The sequence below is a fragment of the Streptomyces sp. Edi2 genome (assembly GCF_040253635.1).
Taxonomy (GTDB): Bacteria; Actinomycetota; Actinomycetes; order Streptomycetales; family Streptomycetaceae; genus Streptomyces.
The window spans coordinates 5,644,538-5,669,749 of the sequence record NZ_JBEJGX010000003.1; the positions used below are offsets into that span (position 1 = coordinate 5,644,538).

The window sequence follows — 25,212 nt, forward strand, 5'->3', positions numbered from 1 at the left end:
CGAGGGCGCATCCCCGCGCAAAATGATGCAGGTGAGCAGATTATCCGAGCAGGTGCAGAGCGCGGTTCCCCTTTGGCACGAACATCTCCGGGCCCCCTTCCCCGCCGGCCTGCGAGGTGCCGAGTCCGAGCCCGGGGGTACGGACCTGGTGTTGCTCGACGCGGACACCGCAGGCTGCGTGCTGACGTGGCTCAACAACGGCGGCACCCTCGACCCCGAGCGCACGCGCACCCTGCGGAGCCGCATCGACGACCTGGACCGGGTCATCCCTGAGATCACCGAGCCCGCAGGAATGCAGTACTACCAGCGCTTGCGCCGGCTTGCCCTGTTCGTCTCGGCGACCCTCCCCGGCGATGGCTGAAACAGCTGCTCAGCCTTCGGAGACCAAGGCCAGACGCAGCGCCTCCAGGGCGCCGGAGAAGGCGCTGTCGCTGGGCGTCGCGTAGCCGATGACCAGGCCGTGGCGGGCCGGCATGGTGGCGGCGGGGTGGCGGTAGCCGGAGAGGCCGTCGAGGGCCAGGCCCTGCCGGCGGGCGGCGCGCAGGGCCCGCTGCTCGTCCGACTCGGTCGCGTCGTCGGGGAGTTGGAGGACGGCGTGCAGGCCGGCGGAGAGGCCGGTGACGGTGAGGTGCGGGGCGTGGGTGGTCACCGCGTCGACCAGTTGGTCGCGGCGTCTGCGGTAGCGCTGACGCATCCGGCGGATGTGCCGGTCGTAGGCGCCGTGGGTGAGGAATTCCGCGAGGGTGAGCTGGTCGGTGACGCCCGCCCAGGCCTCGCGCTCGCCCTTGGCCTCCAGTACGGCGTCGACGAGGCGGTCGGGGAGCACCATCCAGCCCAGGCGCACCGCGGGGGACAGGCTCTTGCTGACCGAGCCGATGTAGACGACGTGGTCGGGGTCGAGGCCCTGGAGGGCGCCGACGGGCTTGCGGTCGTAGCGGAATTCGCCGTCGTAGTCGTCCTCCAGGATGAACCCGCCGGTGGCGCGCGCCCAGTTGATGGCGGCCGCCCGGCGGTCGGGGTGGAGCGGTACGCCGGTGGGGAACTGGTGGGCGGGGGTGAGGAGAGCCGCGCCCAGGCCGTCGAGCCGTGCCAACTGTGCGGTTTCGGCGCCGTGTTCGTCGAGGTTGAGGGGGTGGGTGCGGAGGCCGGCGGTGGTCAGGAGGTGGCGGTGGAAGGGGAGGCCGTAGGACTCGACGGCGAGGGGGCCGGGGAGGACGGCGGGCAGGAGCAGGCGCAGGGCGTGGGCGAAGCCGGAGCAGATGATGATGCGTTCGGGGTCGGTGCGCACGCCGCGGGTGCGGGCCAGGTAGTCGGCGAGCGCGCGGCGCAGTTCGGGGCGGCCACGGGGGTCGCCGGGGCCGAAGGCGTCGTGCGGGGCGGCGGTCAGCGCACGGCGGGCGGCGGCCAGCCAGGCGGTGCGCGGGAAGGACGCGGCGTCCGGCTGTCCCTGGAGGAGGTTGTGCGGGCGGCGGGTCGCCGGGGCGCGGTGGACCGGGGCGCGGGTGGGCGTCAGCGGCTCCGGCCTCCCCCGGATGTTGTCCGGGAGGTGCCCCTGGGCGACGCGGGTGCCGGAGCCCTGGCGGGCGCTCAGCCAGCCTTCCGCCACCAGTTCGGCGTAGGCGTCGGCGGCGGTGTTACGGGCGATGCCGAGGTCGGCGGCGAGCGAGCGGTAGGGCGGCAGGCGGGTGCCGGGAGCCAGGCGGCCGGACCGTACGGCGTCCCGCAGCGCCCGGATGAGGACGGCGCGGCGGCTGCCGGGTCCGGTCAGCTCCAGATGCAGATCGGCGCCCAGACTCTCGGCAGAATTGACCCATGATTCCGGCATGGAAATGCACCCTACAGCCGGTCGCCTGCTCTTCTAGATTGAAGACATGACGAATACAGCGCAGGTCAGCGAAGCGGGCACGGGGAACTCGGTGGACGCGGGGAACTCGGCGGGCACGGGGGACCCGGCGGAGGGGGCGGCGATCCGCAGTCCCCGGGTCAATTTCGCCAAGGCCGCCCCGAAGGCCTTCAAGGCCCTGATCGGCTTCGATGCCGCTGCGCGGGAGGGCCTGGACCCCACCCTGGTCGAACTGGTCCAGATCCGTTCCTCGCAGCTCAACAAGTGTGCGTACTGCCTCCATATGCACACCTCCGACGCCCGCAAGGCCGGCGAGAGCGCGGAGCGGCTGCACATGGTGGCCGTCTGGGAGGAGGCGGCGCACTTCTTCACCGCGAAGGAGCGGGCGGCGCTGGCCCTCACCGAGGCCGTGACGCTGGTCGCCCAGGGAGGAGTGCCGGACGAGGTCTACGAGCATGCCGCCCGCCACTTCGAGGAGGCGGAGCTGGCCCGGCTGCTGGCGCTGATCTTCACGATCAATACGTGGAACCGGATCGCGATCAGCACGGGGAAGGTGCCGGGGACGGACGAGCGGTAGCGGCACGGCGGGCTCGGCACGCGTGGGCCCGGCACTCGCGGGCCCGGCACTCACGGGCGGGCCGCCGGCCGGGTGCGGGCCGTCAGCCCCCGCAGACCGTCAGCCCCGCCGCCTACCAGCCCCCGCCGCCTACCAGCCCCTGCCGTCTACCAGCCCCCGCCGCCCGTCACCCCTCCGCCGCCAGTTCCTCCCGCAGTTGCTCCGCCATCCCCGCCACCGCTGTCATCGCCCGGTGCTGGAGACCGGGGCCGAAGGTGACCCGGGCCGCGCCGAGGGCGCCGAGTTCGCGCGGGGTGGGACCGTCCGGTGTCACCACGGCATTGACGGGGAGGCCGATACCGGCGGCCAGCGCGGCCAGTTCCGGGGGCGGGGCGAGGATCGGATAGACGCAGTCGGCGCCCGCGGCCGCGTACATCCGGCCGCGCCGGACCGCCTCCTCGGTGCCGCGGACACCGTGCAGATAGGTGTCGATCCGGGCGTTGAGCACCAGTGCCTCGCCGGCCTCGGCCCGGACCGCGGCCAGCCAGTCCGCCTGCTCCAGCGGGTCCCGCAGGGCGCCGGTGGCAGGGTCGGTGTCCTCCAGGTTGCAGCCCACCGCCCCGGCGTCCATGAGGCGGCCCACCAATTCCTTTGCGGACAGCCCGTATCCGGCCTCCACATCGGCCGAGACCGGGATGTCCACGGACCGCACGATCCGTGCGACGGCCGCGAACATCTCGTCGGCCGGCGTCCGGCCGTCCTCGTATCCGAGAGAGGCCGCGATGCCCGCACTGGGGGTGGCGAGCGCCGGGAAGCCGGCGTCCGCGAACACCCTTGCACTGGCCGCGTCCCAGGGGCCGGGGAGGACCAGCGGCAGCCGGGGCCCGTGGTGCAGCGCGCGCAGCGCGGTGGCTGTCACGGGGCGGTCCTCGGCGGTCATGCCTGTCCCGGGGCCATGCGGGTGGACACGCCGAAGCGGTTCCAGGCGTTGATGGTGGTGATCAGCGCGATCAGGTGGGCCAGTTCGGCCTGGCCGAAGTGGCCGGCGGCGCGGTCGTAGACGGCATCGGGAACGAAGCCCTCGGTGAGCAGGGTGATGGCTTCGGTGAGGGCGAGTGCGGCCTGCTCCTTGGGGGAGTAGAAGTCGGCGGCCTCCTCCCAGGCGTTGAGGAGGTAGATCCGCTGCTCGGTCTCGCCGGCCGCACGGGCGTCCTTGACGTGCATGTCGAGGCAGAACGCGCAGTGATTGAGCTGCGAGGCACGGATCTTCACCAGCTCGACCAGCGCCGGGTCGAGGTCCTTCTTCGCCGCCACCTCCAGCGCGATCATGGCCTTGTAGACCTCCGGCGCGAGCTTCGCCCAGGGCAGGCGGGGGCCGTGCCGGTGTTCGGGCTGCGCCGCCTGAGGTGTCTGTGCGGCCTGAGCTGCCGAAGTGGTCGGTGTGGGCTGTGCTGTCTGCTGAGCTGTCTGTGGCGTCATGTCTACGACGCTACGACGGCAATGGCATGGCTGTATGGTCCATTTCCATGGAGAATTCCTGGGCCACTTTCGGGCGGGATCTGCACCTGGACCTCACCGGTCCCGGCGGTCTGCGCGCCGCGCTGCTGCGGGCGCTGCGGGACGCCGTACGGTCCGGCCGCCTGGCCCCCGGCACCCGGCTGCCCTCCTCCCGCTCGCTCGCCGCCGACCTCGGCATCGCCCGTAACACCGTCGCCGACGCCTACGCCGAACTGATCGCCGAGGGCTGGCTCAGCGCCCGTCAGGGCTCCGGCACCCGCGTCGCCGAGCGGGTCCTGCCGCGGGCCACGCCCACCGCCCGGCGCGCCCCCGGCCCATCCGACGCAGCCCGCGCGGTCGGCCCGGCCGGCCGCGCCGACCGGCCGCGCTTCGCCCTCACCCCGGGCACCCCCGACGTCTCCGCCTTCCCCCGCACCGCCTGGCTGGCCGCCGCCCGCCGTGCGCTGGCCACCGCCCCCAGCGAGGCCTTCGGCTACAACACCTCCCACGGCCGCCCCGAGCTGCGTACCGTCCTCGCCGACTACCTCGCCCGCGCCCGTGGCGTACGCGCCGACCCCGACCGCATCGTCATCTGCGCCGGTTTCATGCAGGGGCTGGCCCTGCTCAGCCGCGTCCTGGGCACCGGGCGGCTGGCCGTCGAGTCGTACGGCCTCGACTTCCACCGCGCCGTCATCACCCGCGCGGGCCTGCGCACCGTTGCGCTCCCCGTGGACGAACGCGGCGCCCGCACCGACGAGCTGACCGCCCTCGACGACGTACGCGCGGCCCTCCTCACCCCCGCCCACCAGTTCCCCACCGGCGTACCGCTCCACCCCGACCGCCGGGCGGCCGCCATCAACTGGGCGCGCGCCACCGGCGGGTTCATCCTGGAGGACGACTACGACGGCGAATTCCGCTACGACCGCAAGCCCGTCGGCGCCCTCCAGGGCCTCGACCCCGACCACGTCGTCTACCTGGGCACCGCGAGCAAGAGCCTCGCCCCCGCGCTACGGCTCGCCTGGATGGTGCTGCCGGAACGCCTGGTCGATCCGGTGCTCGCCCTCAAAAGCACCGGCGAATGGCAGTCCGGGGCGCTGGACCAGCTCACTCTCGCCGAGTTCCTGTCCTCCGGCGCCTACGACCGCCACCTTCGCGGTATGCGGCTGCGCTACCGACGCCGCCGCGATCAACTGGTGGCCGCCCTGGCCGACCACGCACCCCAGGTCCGTGTCTCCGGCATCGCCGCCGGCCTGCACGCCGTACTGGAACTCCCGCCCGGCACCGAACAGGCCATCCTCCGGGCCGCCCGCCGGCAGGGCCTCGCCCTGGACGGCCTGAGCCGCTACCACGACCCGACCGCCCCACCGGCCTCCCGCGACGCACTGGTAGTGGCTTACGGCACCCCGCCTGACCACTCCTTCGCGGGAGCCGTGGACGCCTTGCTCAAGGCGCTGCCATCAGGGGAGCTGCCATCAGGGGAGTAGGAGGCGGGGACGGCGGAGGACGGGAGGAGCGGCGAGGCCGTACCGGACACGGACACGGACACGGGCACGGGCACGGATGCGGATACGCATACGGATGCGGGATACGGGCTAACGGCACGGGCCCCCGGGATCACAACTCCCGCACGAACGACACCCGGTCGAGCCCCGGCCCGTCGTAATCCTCGTGCACCGGTACGCCGTGCTCGTCGCACCGGTCGCCCGGCTCCAGCCGGAAGCCCATGCGGGTGTGGTACGCGATGGAGTCGCGGTTGTTGGGGCTGGTGATGCAGCGGACCCGGCTGCGGCCTGCCGCGCGGGCCGTGGCGAAGAAACGGTCGTACAGGGCGCTGCCGATGCCGCCCCTCCGGCCCCGCGGGCACACGCCCACGAAGTGGATGTAGGCGGTCCCGGGGTCCGTCTGGGAGAGGAAACCGATCAGGAAGGCGTGCAGGGTCCCGTCCGGGCGCTCGACCAGGAAGCTGGTGTCGGCGAAGTGCTGCAGAAAGAGGCGCGGTACGAGCAACTGACGCTGCAGCGCGCCCGCCTCGCCCCCCAGGCCACCCCACCACTCGGCCAGGGCCACCTGGAGCCGTGGGTGGTCCGCAGGGGTGGGGCGGCGCAGCATCAGCCCGCCGGGCAGCTGCCCCGGTACCTGGGCACCTTCAGGATCGGTCATGGTCACGTCCTCCGGTCGACGGCACGGCGTCATCGTCAACTGCGCTGTTGTGCAACAGGGTTGCAGGTAGTGCGGAAACAGCTCACGTCCAGGTCCTGCGCCGGTCGCGCGTCACCGGTACCAACACCCGACACCCCCGCGCCCCGCGGCGCGCGCCGCGAGACGCCGTGCGAGCCGCCGCACGCTGGGCCATTCAGGGTAAATGCGCGGAACGGCTATGGCGCGGCGTCATGATTCGCGCGCCTACTGGTGCTATCGACCGGCGGGTTGCCAGCCTGGCGGAGGACATCGGTACCGGATGCGAATTTCCGTCGGGAGTAATTACCGAGCCTGCGCCCCAGGTTGATGCCCACTTCCCGCAGAGCGACATGCACTACGGGGAGCTGAACGGCCCGCCCTCACCACACCCTCCCGGAGGGCCATTCCATGGCACCCACCTTCACCTTGGCATCCGCATCACCAAATCCGGCAGTCTTCGGGCAGCCGGTCACCCTGACCGCCACTGTCATCCCGCTAGGGCTCGGGACACCCACCGGCACGGTCACCTTCGTCGTCACCGGCGGGCCCACCGTGACGGGCACACTCGTGGGTGGCACCGCGACCGTCACCGTCAGCGGAATCAGCGTCGGCTTTCATACCGTCACTGCGACGTACAACGGCAGCGCGCAGTTCTCGCCGTCCAGCGGCCTGGCCTCCGTAACGGTGAACAAGGCGTCGACGACCACGACCGTCACCTCGTCCCCCGACCCGTCGACCTTCGGGCAGCCGGTGTCCATCACCGCCACCGTCGCGCCGGTCGCACCAGGGGCGGGCACCCCGACCGGCACGGTCACCTTCGTCATCGGCGGTGGCGGGGGCGGCACCCTGACGGGCACGCTCTCGGGTGGCACCGCGACCGTCACCACCAGCAGTCTCAGCGTCGGCACACATGCCATCACCGCGACCTACAACGGCAATGCCCAATTCAATCCGTCCGCCGGTACCGACACGCAAACGGTGCAGGCGACCCTGCTGCCGACGACCACCACGGTCACCTCGTCCCCCGACCCGTCGGTCTTCGGGCAGGCCGTGACCTTCACGGCGACCGTTGCCCCCGTCCCGCCCGGTTCGGGCACCCCGACCGGCACGGTGACCTTCGTGATCTCCGGCGGCCCCACACTGACGGCAACGCTCTCGGGCGGCACGGCGAGCGTCACCACCAGCAGCCTCAGCGTGGGCTCCCATACCGTCACGGCGACCTACAGCGGCAGCGGCACCTTCGCCGGGTCGAGCGGCACGGACACCCAGACCGTCAACAAGGCGTCCACGACGACCACGGTGACCTCGGCCCCCGACCCGTCGGCGGTCGGCCAGCCGGTGACGTTCACGGCGACGGTGGCCCCGGTCTCGCCGGGCGCGGGCACCCCGACCGGCACCGTCATCTTCGTGATCAGTGGTGGTCCGACGCTGACCGGCACCCTCTCCGGAGGCACGGCGAGCGTCACCACCAGCGCGCTGTCACCCGGTACGCACACCGTCACCGCGACCTACGGCGGCGACGGTAATTTCAACGGCTCCAGCGGTACGGACACGCAGACGGTGGGGCAGGCGTCAACGACCACGGTGGTCTCGTCCTCGCCGGACCCGTCGGTCGTCGGGCAGACGGTGACGTTCACGGCGACGGTGGCTCCGGTTCCGCCGGGTGCGGGTACGCCGACGGGCACGGTCACGTTCGTCATCAGTGGTGGTCCGACGCTGACCGGCACCCTGTCCGGGGGCACGGCGAGCGTCACCACCAGCGCCCTGTCCGCCGGTACGCACACGGTCACGGCGACGTACAGCGGTGACGCCAACTTCACCGGCTCGGTCGGTACGGACACCCAAACCGTCAACCAGGCGTCGACCACCACCACGGTCACGTCCTCGCCCGATCCGTCGGTCGTCGGACAGCCGGTGACGTTCACGGCGACGGTGGCTCCGGTTCCGCCGGGTGCGGGTACGCCGACGGGCACGGTCACCTTCGTCATCAGTGGTGGCCCGACGCTGACCGGCACCCTGTCCGGGGGCACGGCGAGCGTCACCACCAGCGCGCTGTCCGCCGGCACGCATACGGTCACGGCGACGTACGGCGGTGATGCGAACTTCACGGGTTCCAGTGGTACGGACACGCAGACGGTCAATCAGGCGTCGACGACGACCACTGTCTCGTCCTCGCCGGACCCGTCGGTTTTCGGTGAGCCGGTGACGTTCACGGCGACGGTGGCTCCGGTGGCGCCGGGTGCGGGTACGCCGACGGGCACGGTCACCTTCGTCATCAGTGGTGGCCCGACGCTGACCGGCACCCTGTCCGGGGGCACGGCGAGCGTCACCACCAGCGCGCTGTCCGCCGGCACGCATACGGTCACGGCGACGTATGGCGGTGATGCGAACTTCACGGGTTCCAGTGGTACGGACACGCAGACGGTCAATCAGGCGTCGACGACGACCACTGTCTCGTCCTCGCCGGACCCGTCGGTTTTCGGTGAGCCGGTGACGTTCACGGCGACGGTGGCTCCGGTGGCGCCGGGTGCGGGTACGCCGACGGGCACGGTCACCTTCGTCATCAGTGGTGGCCCGACGCTGACCGGCACCCTGTCCGGGGGCACGGCGAGCGTCACCACCAGCGCACTGTCACCCGGTGTGCACACCGTCACGGCGACGTATGGCGGTGACGCGAACTTCACCGGTTCCAGTGGTACGGACACGCAGACGGTCAATCAGGCGTCGACGACGACCACGGTCACGTCCTCACCGGACCCGTCGGTCTTCGGTGAGCCGGTGACGTTCACGGCGACGGTGGCTCCGGTTCCGCCGGGTGCGGGTACGCCGACGGGCACGGTCACCTTCGTCATCAGCGGTGGTCCGACCCTGACGGGCACCCTGTCCGGGGGCACGGCGAGCGTCACGACCGGTGCGCTGTCCGTGGGAACGCATACGGTCACGGCGACGTATGGCGGTGATGCGAACTTCACGGGTTCCAGTGGTACGGACACGCAGACGGTCAATCAGGCGTCGACGACGACCACGGTCACGTCCTCGCCCGATCCGTCGGTGGTCGGGCAGTCGGTGACCTTTACGGCGACGGTCGCTCCGGTCTCGCCGGGCGCGGGCACGCCGACGGGCACAGTCACTTTTGTGATCAGTGGTGGTCCGACCCTGACCGGCACCCTCTCCGGGGGCACGGCGAGCGTGAGTACCAGCGCGCTGTCCGCCGGCACGCACACCGTCACCGCGACGTACGGCGGTGACGCGAACTTCACCGGCTCCAGCGGCACGGACACCCAGACCGTCAACCAGGCGTCGACGATGACCACGGTCACGTCCTTCCCCGACCCCTCCGTGACGGGGCAGACGGTCAACTTCACCGCCTTCGTCGGGCCGGTGTTCCCCGGCGGCGGGGTGCCGACCGGAACCGTCACCTTCGTCATCACCAACGGGGTCACGACGGTGACTCTCAGCGGCACCCTCGACGGCGCCGGCGTCACCACCGTCAGCACCAACGGCCTGGTCACGGCCGGGGTCTACACCGTCACCGCGACCTATGGCGGGGACGCGAACTACACCGGCTCCAGTGACACCGACACCCAGACGGTCAACCAGGCGTCGACCACCACCACGGTGACCTCGTCGCCGGACCCGTCGGTCGTCGGGCAGCCGGTGACGTTCACGGCGACGGTGGCTCCGGTTCCGCCGGGCGCGGGGACGCCGACGGGCACGGTCACGTTCGTCATCAGTGGTGGCCCGACGCTGACCGGGACGTTGTCCGGCGGCACGGCGAGCGTCACCACCAGCGCCCTGAGCGCCGGCAGCCACACGGTCACCGCGACCTACAGCGGCGACGCCAACTTCGCCGGTTCGGTCGGTACGGACACCCAGACCGTCAACCAGGCGTCGACGACCACCACGGTGACCTCGTCGCCGGACCCGTCGGTCTTCGGTGAGCCGGTGACCTTTACGGCGACGGTGGCTCCGGTGGCGCCCGGTGCGGGTACGCCGACGGGCACGGTCACGTTCGTGATCAGTGGCGGCCCGACGCTGACCGGCACCCTCTCCGGAGGCACGGCGAGCGTCACGACGAGCGCGCTGAGCGTCGGCTCGCATACGGTCACGGCGACGTATGGCGGTGACGCCAACTTCACCGGCTCCAGTGGCACGGACACCCAGACGGTCAACCAGGCGTCGACGACCACTACGGTCTCGTCGTCCCCGGATCCGTCGGTGGTCGGTGAGTCGGTGACCTTCACGGCCACTGTGGCTCCGGTGTCGCCGGGTGCGGGTACGCCGTCGGGCACCGTGGCGTTCGTGGTCACCGACGGGGTCACCACGGTGACGCTCACCGGGACCCTGAGCGGCGGTACGACCAGCGTCAGCACCAGCGGTCTGGTGACCGCTGGCGTGTACACGGTTACGGCGACCTACAGCGGTGACGCCAACTTCACCGGCTCGGTCGGTACGGACACGCAGACGGTCGGCCAGGCGTCGACCACGACCACGGTGACGTCGTCGCCGGATCCGTCGGTCGTCGGGCAGCCGGTGACGTTCACGGCGACGGTGGCCCCGGTGTCGCCGGGTGCGGGTACGCCGACGGGCACGGTCACGTTTGTCATCAGTGGTGGCCCGACGCTGACCGGGACGTTGTCCGGGGGGACGGCGAGTGTCACGACGGGTGCGTTGAGCGTTGGTTCGCATACGGTCACGGCGACGTATGGCGGTGACGCCAACTTCACCGGCTCCAGTGGCACGGACACCCAGACGGTCACCCAGGCGTCGACGACCACTACGGTCTCGTCGTCCCCGGACCCGTCCGTGGTGGGTGAGTCGGTGACGTTCACGGCGACGGTTGCTCCGGTCTCGCCGGGTGCGGGTACGCCGACGGGCACGGTGGTGTTCGTGGCGACGGACGGGGTCACCACGGTGACGCTGACCGGCACGCTCAGCGGCGGCACGACCAGCGTGACCACCAACGGGCTGGTGACCGCGGGCGTGTACACGGTCACGGCGACGTACAGCGGTGACGCCAACTTCACGGGTTCGGTCGGTACGGACACGCAGACGGTCGGTCAGGCGTCGACGACGACCACGGTCTCCTCGGCTCCGGACCCGTCCGTGGTCGGAGAAACGGTGACCTTCACGGCCACCGTGGCTCCCGTGGCGCCCGGTGCGGGTACGCCGACCGGCACGGTGAACTTCGTGGCGACGGACGGGGTCACCACGGTGACGCTGACCGGCACCCTCAGCGGTGGCACCACCAGCGTCAGCACCAACGGCCTGGTGACCGCGGGGACGTACACCGTCACGGCGACCTACAGCGGCGACGCCAACTTCACGGGCTCCGTCGGCACGGACACCCAGACGGTCGGCCAGGCGTCGACGACCACCACGGTCTCCTCGGCTCCGGACCCGTCCGTGGTCGGGGAAACGGTGACCTTCACGGCCACCGTGGCGCCGGTCTCGCCGGGGGCCGGCACACCAACCGGCACCGTGGCGTTCGTGGTCACCGACGGGGTCACCACGGTGACGCTCAGCGGGACCCTGAGCGGCGGTACGACCAGCGTGACCACCAACGGCCTGGTGACCGCGGGCGTGTACACGGTCACGGCGACGTACAGCGGTGACGCCAACTTCAGCAGCTCGGTCGGTACGGACACCCAGACGGTCGGCCAGGCGTCGACCACGACCGCGGTCTCGTCCTCCCCGGACCCGTCCGTGGTCGGTGAGACCGTGACCTTCACGGCCACCGTCGCACCGGTCGCGCCAGGGGCCGGTACGCCGACCGGCACGGTGAACTTCGTGGTCACCGACGGGGTCACCACGGTGACGCTCACCGGCACGCTCACCGGCGGCACCACCAGCGTCAGCACCAACGGCCTGGTGACCGCGGGCACTTACTCCGTCACGGCGACGTACAGCGGTGACGCCAACTTCAACGGCTCGGTGGGTACGGACACCCAGACGGTCGGCCAGGCGTCGACCACGACCACGGTCTCGTCGTCTCCGGACCCGTCGGTCGTCGGTGAGCCGGTGACCTTCACGGCCACCGTGGCTCCGGTCGCGCCGGGTGCCGGTACGCCGACGGGCACGGTGAGCTTCGTGGTCACCGACGGGGTCACCACGGTGACGCTGTCCGGCACCCTCAGCGGCGGGACGACCAGCGTGACCACCAGCGGTCTGGTGACCGCGGGCGTGTACACGGTCACGGCGACCTACAGCGGTGACGCCAACTTCACGGCCTCCACCGGCACCGACACCCACACGGTCGGCCAGGCGTCGACGACCACCGCGGTCTCGTCGTCCCCGGACCCGTCCGTGGTCGGTCAGACCGTGACCTTCACGGCCACCGTCGCACCGGTCGCGCCGGGAACGGGCACGCCGACGGGCACGGTCACCTTCGTCATCACCGGCGGCCCGACGCTGACCGGCACCCTCTCCGGGGGGACGACCAGCGTCACGACCAACGCGCTGAACGCGGGAACCTTCCCCGTCACCGCGACCTACAGCGGCGACACCAACTTCGCGGCCTCCAGCGGCACCGACACCCAGACGGTGAATCAGGCGTCGACGACCACCACCGTCGCCTCCTCCCCCGACCCGTCGGTCTTCGGGCAGGCGGTGACCTTCACCGCCACGGTGGCGCCGGTCCCGCCCGGTGCCGGCACGGTGACCGGCTCGGTCGTCTTCGTCATCGACGGCGGTGGGGGCGGCACGCTGACCGGCACCGTCTCCGGCGGTGTCGCCACCGTCACCACCAGCACACTCGACGCCGGTGTCCACAACGTCACGGCGACCTACAGCGGTGACGCCAACTTCTCCGGCTCCAGCGGCACCGACACCCAGACCGTCAACCAGGCAGCAACGACCACCACGGCCACCTCGTTCCCCGACCCGTCCAACTCCGGTGACACGGTCGCGATCCTCGCGTTCGTCTCGGCGGTGGCGCCGGGCAGCGGCGTCCCGACCGGGACGGTCACCTTCACCGTCACCGACGGTGTGACCACCATCACCCTCACCGGCACGCTCGACGGCTCCGGTGTCGCCGCGGTCAGCACCCCGCTGACCACCGGCGTCTACCTCATCACGGCGGTCTACGCCGGTGACACCAACTTCACCGGCTCCAGCGACACCGACACCCAGACCGTCCTGTAACCCTCCGTCCCTCCTTCCGAACAGTGCAAAGCGCCGGGCCGCCCCTGAGAGCGGCCCGGCGTCGTGCCGTCCCCGGTGGTCCCGTGCGGAGGCGGCCGGGAAAGAGGCGTCACCTCATTGCGGCGGTCCCACGGGTGCCGTCTACGCTGGCTGCGCTCCAACAGACGTTCTACGGGGGAAGGCAAGGCATGGCAGAGAAAGCACGTCGGCGGCTGCGGTCGAGCACGGTGATACTGGGCGGAATGGGGGCGCTGGCCGCCGCATTGACGTCCTGCGGCTCCGAGCCCGACAAGCGCTGTGTGGACCGCAACAGCTACGACACCCTCAAGGGCTACCGCATCGTCGACTCCAAGAACTGCTCGGCAGGCGGCAGTTCGTCCTCCGGAAGCAGCAGCACCGGAAGCACAAGCGGCGGATACGGCAAGAAGGGCCGAGGCGGCACCGGGGCCAAGACGCCCGTCGACGGCCAGTGGTACTACGACCCGGACAACGCCGGCGGCAAGTACGCCGACGAGGGCACCTTCAGCAAGACCACGGCCGTCAACCGGGGCGGCTTCGGCTGCTCCGGATCGGGCGGCGGCCGGCACGGCTCCTTCGGCGGCTGAGCGGATCCGAGCGGCATGGAACGCCACACCATCGAACCCCGCCCCGGTTGGCAGCAGACCGTTGAGGCGCAGGGCCTGATCTACCCCCTGACCCGCTACCCGGACGACTCGCTGCGCCCGTACTGGGACGAGAGCGCCTACTACTCCTTCACCCTCCCCGAGGTCGAGGCCCTGGAGGCGGTCGTCGAGGAACTGCACGGCATGTGCCTGGCCGCGGCCGCGCACCTCGTCGAGCACGACCGCCTCGCCGACCTCGGCATCGAGGACCCCCGGCTGGCGCGCCTGGTCGCCGAGTCCTGGCGCCGGCGCGAGGAACTTCCGTCCCTCTACGGGCGGTTCGACCTGCACTACGACGGCAGCGGCCCGGCCAAGATGCTGGAGTACAACGCCGATACGCCGACCTCACTGGTCGAGGCGGCCGGCCCGCAGTGGTTCTGGATGGAGGAGCGCTTCCCCGGCGCCGACCAGTGGAATTCGCTGCACGAGCGGCTGGTGGCGGCCTGGAAGCAGCAGGCCCCGCTGCTGCCGCCGGGTGCGCCGGTGCACTTCGCGCACTCGGCGGGTGACGAGCTGGGCGAGGATCTGATGACCGTCGCCTACCTGGAGGAGACGGCCCAGCAGGCGGGCCTGGAGACGGTCGCCGTCTCGATGGAGGACATCGGCTGGGACCGGCTCTCGGGCCGCTTCGTCGACCAGCGGCTGCGCTTCATGCGGGCCTGCTTCAAGCTCTACCCGTGGGAGTGGCTGGCCACCGACGACTTCGGCCCGTTCGTCCTGGACACCCTCGACAACGGCGGTGGTACGGGCTCCACGCTCTGGATCGAGCCCGCCTGGAAGATGCTGCTCTCCAACAAGGCGCTGCTGGCGATCCTGTGGGAGCTGTACCCGGGGCATCCGAACCTGCTGCCCGCCTACCTCGACGGGCCGCGCGAGCTGGCGCACACCCGTGGCTACGTCGCCAAGCCGCTGCTCGGCCGGGAAGGCGCCGGTGTCACCCTGCACGAGCCGGGCGCCGAACCCGTACTGCGAGGACCCGAAGACCCCTGCTGCTACCAGGAGTTGGCGCCGCTGCCGGACTTCGACGGCAATCGGGTCGTCCTCGGCGCCTGGGTCGTCGAGGACGAGTCGGCGGGCCTCGGCATCCGGGAGTCGGCGGGGCCGGTCACCGACGAGTACGCCCGCTTCCTGCCGCATGTGATCCGCTGAGGCGGCGGCCCGGCGCGGCGGGGGTACCGGATGCGGGCGGCCTTCGCCACGAGGGACCCCGGTCGGGCCGACGGCCGCCGGACGGGCCCCGCTATGCGTCGCGGTCATGGCCGCGGTACTGCTGTGCGGCGGCGGCCATCCTGCGCTTGAGCGGGGGCAGATGGTTGACCACCCGCATCCCGGTACGCATCCCGGCCAGCACCGCGCGGCCGATGACCGGCCTGTGGACCGGATCGCTTCCCCGCATCTGCGCCAGGGACTTCCTGACCGCCTCGAAGCCGTAGTCGATCATCTGCGTCTCGTAGTCGCGGATCGCCGCTATCAGCGGCACTTCGCGGTCGCGGACCGAGACCAGCTTGGTGCACAGCAGCTCGGCATCGCGCAGCGCGGTGTTCGCTCCCACCCCGCGGCCCGGCGTCATGGTGTGGATGGCATCGCCGATCAGGGTGACGTTGCTGGTGGGCCACTGCTCGATCGGGGCAGAGGTGCGGATGTTGAGGGGGAAACAGGTGGACGGGTCGGCCAGCTCCGCCAGTGTGCGCAGCCGGGCGTCCCAGTTGCGGGTGAGTTCGACGGTCAGGTCGTGCAGCTGCCGGCCGTTCATCCGGAGGACGCCGGCGGGCAGGTTCCGGGCCGCGCCGCCGAACCCCAGCATGATGTAGTCGCGGGTGTTGTCGAACTGCAGGCCTGGCCAGGCGTCGAGCAGTGTGGCGTCACTCGCGCCGATGCCCTGGCGGGGCCGGCCCCGCTCGTCCCACGGGAACTGCATGACGTGGACGACCAGCGAGTATCCGCCGGGGGCCAGGAACATGTTGACGCCGTCGATGACCTGCGGGGTCAGCAGCGTGCGGGTCGCGTCGGTGAGCGGCACCTTGCCGGTGATCCCGATCAGGCCGCTGTCCTCCAAGGGGGCATGCGGTAAGTACTGGCGGCGGACCCGGGAGTGGGACCCGTCGGCGGCCACCAGCACGTCTCCGGTGGCCGAGGAGCCGTCCTCGAAGTGCGCGGTGACCGTGCCGTCGGGGTTCCGGTCGTAGCGGGTGAAGACCTTGTCGAAATGGACCAGCTCCTCCAGCCCGGTCAGCAGGACCTGGCGCAGCGTCATCCGGGAAACGGAACGCTCGGCACCCGCCCCGTCCGCGCCCGGCTCGGCGAACCCGGTCAGCGAGAGGACTTCCTTGTACTTCTCGGTGAACATGGTGAAGCGGTCGCCGCTGCGCGCGCAGGTCGCCACGAAGGTGTCGAAGAGCGCGGGGGGCAGCAGACGGCTGAGCGCCCGGCTGCCGTCGGGGTCGATGCCCACCCGGTAGCCCTGGAGCCCGCTGCCGCGTGTGCGGTCGCGCTCGTGGACGGCGCAGCTGATACCGGCCCGCTTCAGGCCGTGCGCCAAGGCCAGTCCGCCGGTGCCGGCGCCAATGATGATCACGTGCATGGATTCCGGTTCCTTCCTCAAGAGGAACGGCTGAGAACCGGGATAGTGGCATGGCGTATAGGTGCAGTGCAACTAATTACGATGCAGCTAGATCTGATGCGACTAGTTGTGATGCTGGTCGGTGTACCGTCGCTCCGTGACCTCGACATTCCGCCGCTCCCCGCTGGCCCTGGCGGTCCTCGGCCTGCTGGAGGCCGGCCCGCTGCACCCCTACGGCATCCAGCGCCTGATCAAGCAGTGGGGCAAGGACCAGGTCGTCAACGTCGGTCAGCGCGCCGGCCTGTACCGCACGATCGCCCGCCTGGAAGACGCCGGGCTGATCGCCGTCGGCAGCACCGAGCGCGACGAGCGTTACCCCGAACGCACCACCTACCGCCTCACCGACGCCGGGCGGGCGGCCGCCCGCCAGTGGATGGCCGAGATCCTGTCGACGCCCCGCAACGAGTACCCGGAGTTCCCCGCCGCGCTGTCCTTCCTGCCGGTGCTCACCCCCGAGGCCACCCAGGACCTGCTGCACCAGCGGCGCGACCGCCTCGCCCGTCGCCTGGCCGAACTCGAGGCCGAACTGGGCGCCGGATCCGGTGCCGGTGCCGGTGCCGAAGCCGGAGCCGCAGTCGGTGCCGAGCGCGACGCCGCACGCCGTGCCGAACACGACCGTAAAAGAGCCCGGGAAGCAGCCGAGCGGCGCGCCCTTCCTCGGGTGTCCCTGGTCGAGAGTGAGTACCTGCGCGCGGTCACCCAGGCCGAACTGACATGGGTGGACGGCATCCTCGCCGCACTGGACGACGGCTCGTTCACCTGGAACCGCGAAGAACTCGACCGGATCGCCGCCACCGCCCGCGACAACACCTGAGGGGCAGCGGACGGCGGGCGGTAGTTGTGCGCGCTGTGGGCCTCGGCGGCGGCGATGCTGCGTTCCGTGGACGTCACCGGTGACTCCGCCGGCGGCCTCCTCAACGAGTGAGAAGGGTGCCATGGCTTTGCACATGCTCGGATAGGACCCGAACTCCCCCGAGGGTAAGTCCGCCACCGTCCATTACGACGACGTGACGGACAAGTACCTGGTCCAGGGCCTGAAGGTGCTGGACGACGAACGACTCTCCCAGTTGGATCTCCCGGACCACGAGACGGTCGTGGAGATCCCCAAGTACATGACGCAGTTCTTTCCGGAGGTACGCGGTGGCGGCCGACCTGACATTTAGCGAGCTGTTCAAGCAGGCCAAGCGCTCAGCCGTTCACCTGGAGATGAGGGACGGGTACATGCGATCCGACCCGCGATTCGTCTCTTGGCGGCAGGACCGCAAAGTGTTCCTGCCAAGAGCGACCCAGCCTCCCGCCCCTGGCTCGCCCTGATGCAAGAGATCACCACGCGTGGTGTGGAAGTCCGTCGTGCTCGGATCTTCTCCGAGCCCATGAGTGACTACCTCCGTTTCGAACACCACCTCACGCCCAGCAACGTAAAGGCCGGCGAGCAGGTGCGCTGGCTGCCACGTCGTAAGGTGTCGGACCTGGCGCTCCCAGGCAATGACTTCTGGCTGTTCGATGACAGCCTTGTCGTGTTCCTGCACTTCACAGGGGATGGCGAGCTGTCACCCGAGGGAGACGAGGAACGGACGACGGAACCAGCCATCGTGCAGCTCTGCTCAACGTCTTTCGAGGCGGTCTGGGAACGCGCAGTCCCGCACGAGGTTTACAGGCCGGTCTGATCCACGAACAGGGCCGAACTCCTCCCTCCGATGCGGACATTCGAACCTGGACCCGGATCTGTGACGCCGAGAGCCAAGCCCCGGACCTCATCGCGACCGGCACGAGGACGTCACGACCGAGTCTTCCAAGTGCGTACCGTCAGACCGGCCGGTACTCCTCGTGAGGAGTCGCCCGTTCCCAGATCGCTTCAAACGCGGATACACAGGCGTGGACCACACCGGGGTCGGTCACCAGCTCTTCACCGGTCATCTCCCCGTCACCGTCGAAGTGGTTGAAAAGCACCGACGAACGGTCGAAGACCCAGCAGTCGTTGCCCGGCAACAGCAACGATGAGGCTTGCCGACGGGGGAGCCAGCGCACCGACTCTCCGGCCTTGACGTTGTGTCCACCGGTGAGCGCGTGCTCGTACCGGATGTAGGCGGAAACGGGTTCCGAGACGACCCGCGCTCGGCGTACCTCCACGCCACGTGCCACCGAGGCCGAGACAAGATCGATCCACCACGGCCATCGCTCGGCGGGGTCGAAGTGGTTTCCGGCAGCCCACTCCTGGTACGCCTCGTCCAGCGCGTATGCGTCCCTGGCCTCGAAGTGCCACGCGCAGTGCTGGGCTGACCGGAACAGCTCCTCAAACGTCGACTCCGCCGTCGCCACCGTTCACCTCCGGGAAGAACTGCATCATGCGCTTCGGGAACTCGATCACGGTCTCATGGCTGGGAACGTCCATCTGCGCCAGACGCTCGGAGTCAGTGACCCGCCACCCTTGCAGGTTCTAAGCATTGACCAATGCCGGCCCGGTGGCCGCCTCATCCGAACGCCTCCGCCGGAAGCCGGGGCCCTTCGCCGTCGGCCTCGTCCGGGGCGTCGTGGGCGAGGGCGGTCAAGCGCTCGCCCCGGCTCTCGGCCACCCGGCGCACGTCGGCAAGGCTTGCGGTCAATTCAACGGCCAGCAGGTGCAGTTCTCCGGGTGTCCACGCCCGTGCGGCAAGCACTTGGCGGGCCTCGTCGATGAGATCGTCGGCCGAACTGAGCTGCTCCTCCTCGATCCGGTCGGCGATGCGGGAGACATATCCGGTCCCGTCGCCTGCCAGGAAGCACGGTTTGCCGTCCGGGCTGGTCCACGGCAGCAGCCGGACGAAGACCCTCGCTGTGGCGTGGGGCAATGTCGTCAACTTCCTTGTAGTTGAGGGCCACGCCCCCGGCCGTCCACCACGTCGCGGGGGTCCTCTCCGTATTGCGAGGAGGGCCTTCCTCGCTCTGGGCAACCGCTCCGCTACGCCCAGCGGTACGGTGGCATCGGAAGCGGCTTTTAAGAGCTTTAAGCGCTCGCGCACATCGGGGAGTTGAGGGCTAGTGGGCACTCGGGAACCGAACCGGCACCTTGAACGGCTATACCGGCAGACCGGCTGGACGTTGCGGCAGTTCGTCCAGGCCGTGAACCGCATCGGCACCGAGCGACGAACCCAGCTCAAGTACCGCGAGCCGTCGGCCCATCAGTGGTGCCAAGGGCACCTGCCGAAGGAGCAGGTCAGACCGCTGATCGTGGAGGCCCTGGCGCGGAAGCTGGGACGTCCGGTCACGCATGCGAGGCCGGATTCCCGTCCCCTGCCAGTAGCTCGGACGCCCCTCCGAGCGCGGTGGAGGGCCTGATCGATCTCGGTAGGGGAGATATGGATCCCTCACGCCGCAGCGTTCTGGGTATAGGGCTCTTTTCCGTTGCGCTGACGGTGCCCAATTGGCCGGATGTGGTGGGACGGATGGAAGCCGTTCAAGCTGGCCCTCTTCAGCGCATCGGCATGCCAGAGGTCGACATGGTCATTGCCATGACCGAACGAGTGTCAGAACTGGATGACCAATTCGGCGGACGCCACGCTCGCCCGATGGCTGCTGCCTTCTTGGTGAACACAGTAGCCCCATATCTACGGGCCGAGGCCTCCGAGCCGGTACGCAAAGCGATGATGTCTGCTGCTGCCGATTTGTGCTATCTCACGGGGTACATGGCCGTGGATGAATGCCTTCATGGCCTTGCGCAGCAGTATTACCTTAAAGCGTTGGAACTTTCCGGAGCGGCAGATGACCACCTGACCTACTGCACAACGCTGCGGGGAATGAGTGTTCAAGCCGTCGATCTGAGGCATGGAAGGCAGGCCATGCGACTGGCTGACTCCGCAGCAGCGGCGTCCCCGCAAGCAGGTCCGCGCATGCGCGCGTTCCTCGCCGGGCAGCAGGCGCACGCTGCCGCTCAAATCGGTGACCACGGTGCCGCTGTGGTCTACCTACGGGAAGCTGAAGCGGCCATGGAAAAGGCTGAATCCCGAGAGAAGGCGTTCGGCTCATACGATCCAGCAGCGCTGAATTACCACACGAGTCAGGTCCGGTACGAACTTGGTGATATGCGCGGCGCTGTTGAAGCAATGCAGCAGTCGGACAAGTTGCGCTACAACGTTTACCGGCGAACCCGCGTGAAAGAACGCTCCATTCTCGCCGAGCGGCAGTTCTCAATCGGCCACCTAGAAGCAGCGTGCGCAACATGGCATCTCGCCTTGGATGATTACCCTTTGGTGCAGTCGGGGCGGGCGGATCAGCGCATGCAAGCAATGTTCAAGATCATCCGCCCCCACCTCAAAACCCCCGCCGCCCGCGAACTTCACGAACGCGCCCGGCTCGTCACCCCGGCCTCACTCCTGGCCTGAGGGCTGCCGCGTAGGAGGACGGCGCACGGCGGCAGCCCGCGTCCGGCCCCGGTCTCACCCCTCCAGCACCCCCCGGAGCTGTTCGAGCCCCCAGTCCAGGTCCTCCTTGCTGATCATCAGCGGCGGGGCGAGCCGGATGGTGGCGCCATGGGTGTCCTTGACCAGCACCCCGCGAGCCAGCAGCCGTTCGGAGATCTCCCGTCCGGTGCCGCGCGACGGGTTGATGTCCACCCCGGCCCACAGCCCGCGGCCGCGTACCGCGTCCACCGCGCCGCCGCCCGCCAGCAGCCCCAGCTCGCTGTGCAGATGTGCGCCCAGCTCCATGGCCTGCTGCTGGAATTCGCCGGTCCGCAGCATCGCGATGACCTCCAGGGCCACCGCGCAGGCGAGCGGGTTGCCGCCGAACGTCGAGCCGTGCTCGCCGGGTGCGAAGACGCCGAGCACCTCGCGCGAGGAGACCACCGCCGAGACCGGCACGACCCCGCCGCCCAGCGCCTTGCCCAGGACGTACATGTCCGGGACCACGTCCTCGTGCTCGCAGGCGAAGGTCCGGCCCGTACGCCCCAGCCCCGACTGGATCTCATCGGCGATGAACAGCACGTTCCGGCTGCGGGTGAGCTCCCGTACGCCCGCCAGATAGCCCGGCGGCGGGACCAGCACCCCCGCCTCGCCCTGGATCGGCTCCAGCAGCACCGCGACCGTGTGGTCGTCGAGGGTGGCCTCCATCGCGGCCAGGTCGCCGTACGGGACGATCTCGAAGCCGGGGGTGTACGGGCCGAAGCCGGCGCGGGCCTCGGGGTCGGTGGAGAAGGAGACGATGGTGGTCGTCCGGCCGTGGAAGTTGTGGTCCGCGACGATGATCTTCGCCCGGCCGTCCGGGACGCCCTTGACCTGGTAGCCCCACTTACGGGCCGTCTTCACCGCCGTCTCGACCGCCTCGGCGCCGGTGTTCATCGGGAGTACCAGTTCCATCCCGCACAGCGCGGCCAGCTGCGTACAGAAGTCGCCGAACCGGTCGTGATGGAAGGCGCGCGAGGTGAGCGTGACCCGCTCCAGCTGGGCCTTGGCCGCGTCGAGCAGCCGGCGGTTGCCGTGCCCGAAGTTCAGCGCGGAGTACCCGGCGAGCATGTCCAGGTAGCGCCGGCCCGCCACGTCCGTCACCCAGGCACCCTCGGCGGTGGCCACGACGACGGGCAGCGGGTGGTAGTTGTGCGCGCTGTGGGCCTCGGCGGCGGTGATGCTGCGTTCCGTGGACGTCACCGGTGACTCCGTTCGGTAGAACCGTGCGGGGCGCGGGCACTGCCGCGTCCCTCTCCATTGTTGCGCCGGCCAGGAGCGGCGGGCCTGCGAAGATCCGCCGGACAGGGCCTGGGGGTGTCCTAGACTCTGCGGTGCGCACCGCGACTGGCGTACGGGGAAACAACCTCGAGGAAGCGGTGCGCGGCCACCATCACGAGGTGCCGCCCCGCCTGGGCACCCCGGGACCAAGACCGGATCACCGATCGACCGCCCCGGAGGACGCCATGTCCCAGCCCCAGCCCCAGCCCCAGTCGCTTCCGCATCCCCTTCCGCATCCCGCGCTGAGCGCCGCCGACCCCGAACTGGCCGCGCTGGTCGGCGCCGAGGAGCAGCTGCAGGCCGACACCCTGCGGCTGATCCCCAGCGAGAACTACGTCTCCGCCGCCGTCCTGGAAGCCACCGGCACCGTCCTGCAGAACAAGTACAGCGAGGGGTACGCGGGCCGTCGCTACTACGAAGGCCAGCAGAACATCGACCGGGTCGAGACGCTGGCCGTCGAGCGGGCCAAGGCCGTCTTCGGCGTGGAGCACGCCAACGTCCAGCCGTACTCCGGCTCGCCCGCCAACCTCGCCGCCTATCTCGCCTTCGCCGAGCCCGGCGACACCGTGCTGGGCATGGCGCTGCCGATGGGCGGTCACCTCACGCACGGCTGGGGGGTGTCGGCCACCGGCACCTGGTTCCGCGGCGTCCAGTACGGCGTACGCCACGACACCGCGCTCATCGACTTCGACGAGGTGCGCGACCTCGCCCGCAAGGAACGCCCGAAGATCATCTTCTGTGGCGGCACGGCTGTGCCCCGCACCATCGACTTCGCCGCGTTCGGGGAGATCGCCCGGGAGGTCGACGCCGTCCTCGTCGCCGATATCGCCCATATCGCCGGCCTGATCGCGGGCGGCGCCCACCCCTCGCCCGTCCCGCACGCGGACGCCATCTCCACCACCACCCACAAGACCCTGCGTGGCCCGCGCGGCGCCATGCTGATGTCCCGGGCGAGCCACGCCAAGGCGGTCGACAAGGCCGTCTTCCCCGGTCTGCAGGGCGGCCCGCACAACCACACCACCGCCACCATCGCGGTCGCCCTGCGCGAGGCGGCCGCCCCGTCCTTCCGTGACTACGCCCATGCCGTCGTCGCCAACGCCAAGGCGCTCGCCGAGGCGCTGCTGGCCCGCGGCTACGACCTGGTCTCCGGCGGCACCGACAACCACCTGGTGCTGATCGACCTCACGTCGAAGGACGTGCCGGGCAAGGTCGCCGCAAAGGCGCTGGACCGGGCCGGCATCGTCGTCAACTACAACACCGTCCCCTTCGACCCCCGCAAGCCCTTCGACCCCTCCGGCATCCGCATCGGCACCCCGTCCCTCACCTCCCGAGGCCTGGGCACGGACCGGATGCCGCTGGTCGCCGAGTGGATCGACCGCAGCGTCCAGGCCGCGGCGAAGGGCGACGAGGACGCGCTGGCGGTGATCCGTACGGAGGTCGCGGAGCTCATGGCGGCCTACCCGGCGCCGGGGCTCGCGACGGGCTGAGGGCCGGGGCCCGCGACGGCCTGGGGCCCGGTGCTCGCTGCGGGCCTGCGGCCCGCGGTGCGGCGGCTCACCGGCTGAGCGCAGGCGGTCTCACCGGCTGACCCGCTTGCTGCCGCACCGGCGCCCCGCCCGGCTCACCGGCCCGTGATCAGCCGGTGAGCCGGACCGGCAGGACGTGGGTGCTGTTGCCGACGAAGCTCGGGTGCGGCGGCAGCTCCGCGTCCGGGACGGCGAGGTCCAGCGCCGGATAACGGGTGAACAGCGCCTCCAGGGCGACGGTCGCCTCCAGCCGGGCCAGTGGCGCGCCCAGACAGTAGTGCGGCCCGTGGCCGAAGGAGAGGTGCCGGGCGGCGGGCCGCCGGGTGACGTCGAACCGGTCGGCGTCGGGGCCGTAGGCGTCCGGGTCCCGGCCGGCCGCGGAGTAGGAGGCCAGCATCGGGGTGCCGCGGGGGACGACCGTGCCGCCGATCTCCAGGTCCCGGACCGGGTAACGGAACGGGAAGTGGGCGACCGGGCTGTCGTAGCGCAGCGTCTCCTCGACCACGTCGTCCCAGGTGGCCCGCCCGTTGCGCACCAGCTCCAGTTGCCCGCGGTCGGTGCACAGGGCGCGCACCGCGTTGGTGATCAGGTTGAGCGTGGTCTCGTGCCCGGCAATGATCATCAGCAGCAGGGTGCCGACCAGCTCGCGGGCGCTCAGCCGGTCGCCGTCCTCCTCCTGGGCGGCGAGCAGCGCAGTGGTCAGATCGTCGCCCGGGTCCGCCCGCCGGGCCTCGGCGACCTGGGTGAGGATGGCGATGATCTCGCGGTGGGCGGCCTGCGCCCCGTCCGCCGTGCTCACGATCAGGTTCGACAGCTCGTGCAGCCGGTCGCGTAACGCGGCGTCCACGCCCAGCAGTTCACAGATCACGCTCATCGGCAGGGGATAGGCGAAGTGCCGCCGCAGATCCACCGTGCCATCGGCCGCGGCGGCCCCCGGCAGCGCGTCCAGCAGCCCGGCCGTCAGCTCCACCACCCGGGGCCGCAGCGCCGCCACCCGCGGCGCGGTGAACGCCTTGGTCACCAGGCCGCGCAGCCGCCGGTGATCGGCCCCGTCGGCGGTGATCATCCCGTCGACGGTGGCGAAGGTGGTCAGCGGCCAGCCGGGCGGCACGGTGCCGTCGTGCAGAGCGGTGAAATGGCAGGCGTCCTTGGCGACTTCGGGGTGGGCAAGGACCTCGCGCAGCACCTCGTGGCGGGTGACGGCGACCGCGGGCACCTCCCCGGGCAGCAGGACGGGGACCACCGCACCGGCCGCCCGCAGCAGCGCATCGGCCGCGGCCCGGCCGGCGCCACCGGGGGCGAGCCGATGCGGCGCCGCGTCGGAGCGTGGGGGAGGGGTGGCGCCGGCCGGGGGCGGGGGACGGTGGGGGTCGGCCCCGGGCGCGGGACGGCGGCGGGTGTCGGCCGGTGGTGCGGGACGGCGGGCGTCGGTCATCGGCGGTCCTCGCAGATCGGGTCGGGGATCCGGGGGAGCACGTAGCACGGAGCCCC

At 70.7% G+C, this 25,212-nt stretch carries 19 protein-coding genes, 2 pseudogenes and 1 riboswitch; of the genes and pseudogenes, 12 read left to right on the plus strand and 9 right to left on the minus strand.

Annotated elements, in window-relative coordinates:
• Positions 1 to 31 precede the first annotated feature (31 nt).
• Positions 32 to 361 carry a hypothetical protein gene (locus ABR737_RS28290; RefSeq protein ID WP_350253286.1) on the plus strand — a complete coding sequence of 110 codons (330 nt, stop codon included), beginning with the start codon at positions 32 to 34 and terminating at the stop codon, positions 359 to 361.
• Between the two features lie 9 nt (positions 362 to 370).
• Here the strand turns inward: ABR737_RS28290 and pdxR (ABR737_RS28295) are convergent, their stop codons facing one another.
• A complete protein-coding gene (gene pdxR, locus ABR737_RS28295) occupies positions 371 to 1,825 on the minus strand; it encodes a MocR-like pyridoxine biosynthesis transcription factor PdxR (RefSeq protein ID WP_350253287.1) in 1,455 nt (484 codons plus the stop codon).
• A 46-nt stretch (positions 1,826 to 1,871) separates the two neighbouring features.
• Here pdxR (ABR737_RS28295) and ABR737_RS28300 point away from each other — a divergent pair, with 46 nt between their 5' ends.
• On the plus strand, positions 1,872 to 2,420 hold the full coding sequence (locus ABR737_RS28300; protein ID WP_350253288.1) for a carboxymuconolactone decarboxylase family protein: 549 nt from the start codon (positions 1,872 to 1,874) through the stop codon (positions 2,418 to 2,420).
• 166 nt (positions 2,421 to 2,586) lie between these two features.
• Here ABR737_RS28300 and ABR737_RS28305 read toward each other — a convergent pair whose 3' ends face one another.
• Positions 2,587 to 3,318 (minus strand): isocitrate lyase/PEP mutase family protein, encoded by a 732-nt coding sequence (locus ABR737_RS28305; RefSeq protein ID WP_350253289.1) that lies wholly within the window; start codon positions 3,316 to 3,318, stop codon positions 2,587 to 2,589.
• Between the two features lie 17 nt (positions 3,319 to 3,335).
• Complete coding sequence (locus ABR737_RS28310) at positions 3,336 to 3,878, minus strand: carboxymuconolactone decarboxylase family protein (RefSeq protein ID WP_350253290.1); 543 nt, start codon at positions 3,876 to 3,878, stop codon at positions 3,336 to 3,338.
• Positions 3,879 to 3,925: 47 nt separating this feature from the next.
• On the opposite strand from ABR737_RS28310, the gene pdxR (ABR737_RS28315) reads away from it, so the two are divergent.
• On the plus strand, positions 3,926 to 5,380 hold the full coding sequence (gene pdxR, locus ABR737_RS28315) for a MocR-like pyridoxine biosynthesis transcription factor PdxR (RefSeq protein WP_350253292.1): 1,455 nt from the start codon (positions 3,926 to 3,928) through the stop codon (positions 5,378 to 5,380).
• A 130-nt stretch (positions 5,381 to 5,510) separates the two neighbouring features.
• Here pdxR (ABR737_RS28315) and ABR737_RS28320 read toward each other — a convergent pair whose 3' ends face one another.
• Positions 5,511 to 6,056: a GNAT family N-acetyltransferase gene (locus ABR737_RS28320; RefSeq protein ID WP_350253293.1), complete on the minus strand. Its 546-nt coding sequence runs from the start codon at positions 6,054 to 6,056 to the stop codon at positions 5,511 to 5,513.
• 426 nt (positions 6,057 to 6,482) lie between these two features.
• Here ABR737_RS28320 and ABR737_RS28325 point away from each other — a divergent pair, with 426 nt between their 5' ends.
• The 3 genes from ABR737_RS28325 to ABR737_RS28335 all read left to right on the plus strand — a co-directional run bounded on the left by ABR737_RS28325 (position 6,483) and on the right by ABR737_RS28335 (position 15,028).
• Positions 6,483 to 13,217, plus strand: a complete 6,735-nt coding sequence (locus ABR737_RS28325; RefSeq protein ID WP_350253295.1) for an Ig-like domain repeat protein — start codon at positions 6,483 to 6,485, stop codon at positions 13,215 to 13,217.
• Between the two features lie 188 nt (positions 13,218 to 13,405).
• The gene (locus ABR737_RS28330) at positions 13,406 to 13,822 is read left to right on the plus strand and encodes a hypothetical protein (RefSeq protein ID WP_350253297.1); all 417 of its coding nucleotides are present in this window, start codon (positions 13,406 to 13,408) and stop codon (positions 13,820 to 13,822) included.
• A gap of 15 nt (positions 13,823 to 13,837) precedes the next feature.
• Positions 13,838 to 15,028: a glutathionylspermidine synthase family protein gene (locus tag ABR737_RS28335; RefSeq protein ID WP_350253298.1), complete on the plus strand. Its 1,191-nt coding sequence runs from the start codon at positions 13,838 to 13,840 to the stop codon at positions 15,026 to 15,028.
• 91 nt (positions 15,029 to 15,119) lie between these two features.
• On the opposite strand, the gene ABR737_RS28340 is transcribed toward ABR737_RS28335, so the two are convergent.
• Positions 15,120 to 16,460, minus strand: coding sequence for an FAD-dependent oxidoreductase (locus ABR737_RS28340; protein WP_350253300.1), 1,341 nt, complete (start codon positions 16,458 to 16,460; stop codon positions 15,120 to 15,122).
• A 136-nt stretch (positions 16,461 to 16,596) separates the two neighbouring features.
• Here ABR737_RS28340 and ABR737_RS28345 point away from each other — a divergent pair, with 136 nt between their 5' ends.
• The 3 genes and pseudogenes from ABR737_RS28345 (at position 16,597) to ABR737_RS28355 (ending at position 18,166) form a co-directional block, all read left to right on the plus strand.
• Positions 16,597 to 17,313, plus strand: a complete 717-nt coding sequence (locus ABR737_RS28345) for a PadR family transcriptional regulator (protein ID WP_350253302.1) — start codon at positions 16,597 to 16,599, stop codon at positions 17,311 to 17,313.
• A 193-nt stretch (positions 17,314 to 17,506) separates the two neighbouring features.
• Positions 17,507 to 17,662 (plus strand): hypothetical protein, encoded by a 156-nt coding sequence (locus tag ABR737_RS28350; RefSeq protein WP_350253303.1) that lies wholly within the window; start codon positions 17,507 to 17,509, stop codon positions 17,660 to 17,662.
• 43 nt (positions 17,663 to 17,705) lie between these two features.
• A pseudogene (locus ABR737_RS28355) lies at positions 17,706 to 18,166 on the plus strand (DUF6879 family protein).
• 139 nt (positions 18,167 to 18,305) lie between these two features.
• On the opposite strand, the gene ABR737_RS28360 reads toward ABR737_RS28355, so the two are convergent.
• On the minus strand, positions 18,306 to 18,818 hold the full coding sequence (locus ABR737_RS28360) for a DUF6879 family protein (protein ID WP_350253304.1): 513 nt from the start codon (positions 18,816 to 18,818) through the stop codon (positions 18,306 to 18,308).
• A gap of 152 nt (positions 18,819 to 18,970) precedes the next feature.
• Complete coding sequence (locus ABR737_RS28365; RefSeq protein WP_350253306.1) at positions 18,971 to 19,327, minus strand: hypothetical protein; 357 nt, start codon at positions 19,325 to 19,327, stop codon at positions 18,971 to 18,973.
• Positions 19,328 to 19,598: 271 nt separating this feature from the next.
• Here ABR737_RS28365 and ABR737_RS43995 point away from each other — a divergent pair.
• A pseudogene (locus ABR737_RS43995) lies at positions 19,599 to 19,691 on the plus strand (hypothetical protein); the annotation flags it as partial.
• Positions 19,664 to 20,857: an NsdA family TPR-like regulatory protein gene (locus ABR737_RS28370; protein ID WP_502964387.1), complete on the plus strand. Its 1,194-nt coding sequence runs from the start codon at positions 19,664 to 19,666 to the stop codon at positions 20,855 to 20,857. The pseudogene ABR737_RS43995 and the gene ABR737_RS28370, both read left to right, overlap by 28 nt.
• Before the next feature lie 54 nt (positions 20,858 to 20,911).
• Here the strand turns inward: ABR737_RS28370 and rocD are convergent, their stop codons facing one another.
• A complete protein-coding gene (rocD, locus tag ABR737_RS28375) occupies positions 20,912 to 22,117 on the minus strand; it encodes an ornithine--oxo-acid transaminase (RefSeq protein ID WP_350253308.1) in 1,206 nt (401 codons plus the stop codon).
• A gap of 130 nt (positions 22,118 to 22,247) precedes the next feature.
• Positions 22,248 to 22,339: riboswitch (ZMP/ZTP riboswitch) on the plus strand.
• A 41-nt stretch (positions 22,340 to 22,380) separates the two neighbouring features.
• On the opposite strand from rocD, the gene glyA reads away from it, so the two are divergent.
• Entirely contained in the window at positions 22,381 to 23,682 is a 1,302-nt protein-coding gene (gene glyA, locus ABR737_RS28380) for a serine hydroxymethyltransferase (RefSeq protein WP_350253309.1), read from the plus strand.
• A 148-nt stretch (positions 23,683 to 23,830) separates the two neighbouring features.
• Here the strand turns inward: glyA and ABR737_RS28385 are convergent, their stop codons facing one another.
• Positions 23,831 to 25,156: a cytochrome P450 family protein gene (locus tag ABR737_RS28385; RefSeq protein WP_350253311.1), complete on the minus strand. Its 1,326-nt coding sequence runs from the start codon at positions 25,154 to 25,156 to the stop codon at positions 23,831 to 23,833.
• Positions 25,157 to 25,212: the final 56 nt, after the last annotated feature.

Coding starts and splice junctions, on each gene's coding strand:
- pdxR (WP_350253287.1), bottom strand. CDS start 1,825: ATGCCGGAATCATGGGTCAATTCTGCCGAGAGTCTGGGCGCCGATCTG.
- ABR737_RS28300 (WP_350253288.1), top strand. CDS start 1,872: ATGACGAATACAGCGCAGGTCAGCGAAGCGGGCACGGGGAACTCGGTG.
- ABR737_RS28310 (WP_350253290.1), bottom strand. CDS start 3,878: ATGACGCCACAGACAGCTCAGCAGACAGCACAGCCCACACCGACCACT.
- pdxR (WP_350253292.1), top strand. CDS start 3,926: ATGGAGAATTCCTGGGCCACTTTCGGGCGGGATCTGCACCTGGACCTC.
- ABR737_RS28320 (WP_350253293.1), bottom strand. CDS start 6,056: ATGACCGATCCTGAAGGTGCCCAGGTACCGGGGCAGCTGCCCGGCGGG.
- ABR737_RS28325 (WP_350253295.1), top strand. CDS start 6,483: ATGGCACCCACCTTCACCTTGGCATCCGCATCACCAAATCCGGCAGTC.
- ABR737_RS28330 (WP_350253297.1), top strand. CDS start 13,406: ATGGCAGAGAAAGCACGTCGGCGGCTGCGGTCGAGCACGGTGATACTG.
- ABR737_RS28335 (WP_350253298.1), top strand. CDS start 13,838: ATGGAACGCCACACCATCGAACCCCGCCCCGGTTGGCAGCAGACCGTT.
- ABR737_RS28340 (WP_350253300.1), bottom strand. CDS start 16,460: ATGCACGTGATCATCATTGGCGCCGGCACCGGCGGACTGGCCTTGGCG.
- glyA (WP_350253309.1), top strand. CDS start 22,381: ATGTCCCAGCCCCAGCCCCAGCCCCAGTCGCTTCCGCATCCCCTTCCG.
- ABR737_RS28385 (WP_350253311.1), bottom strand. CDS start 25,156: ATGACCGACGCCCGCCGTCCCGCACCACCGGCCGACACCCGCCGCCGT.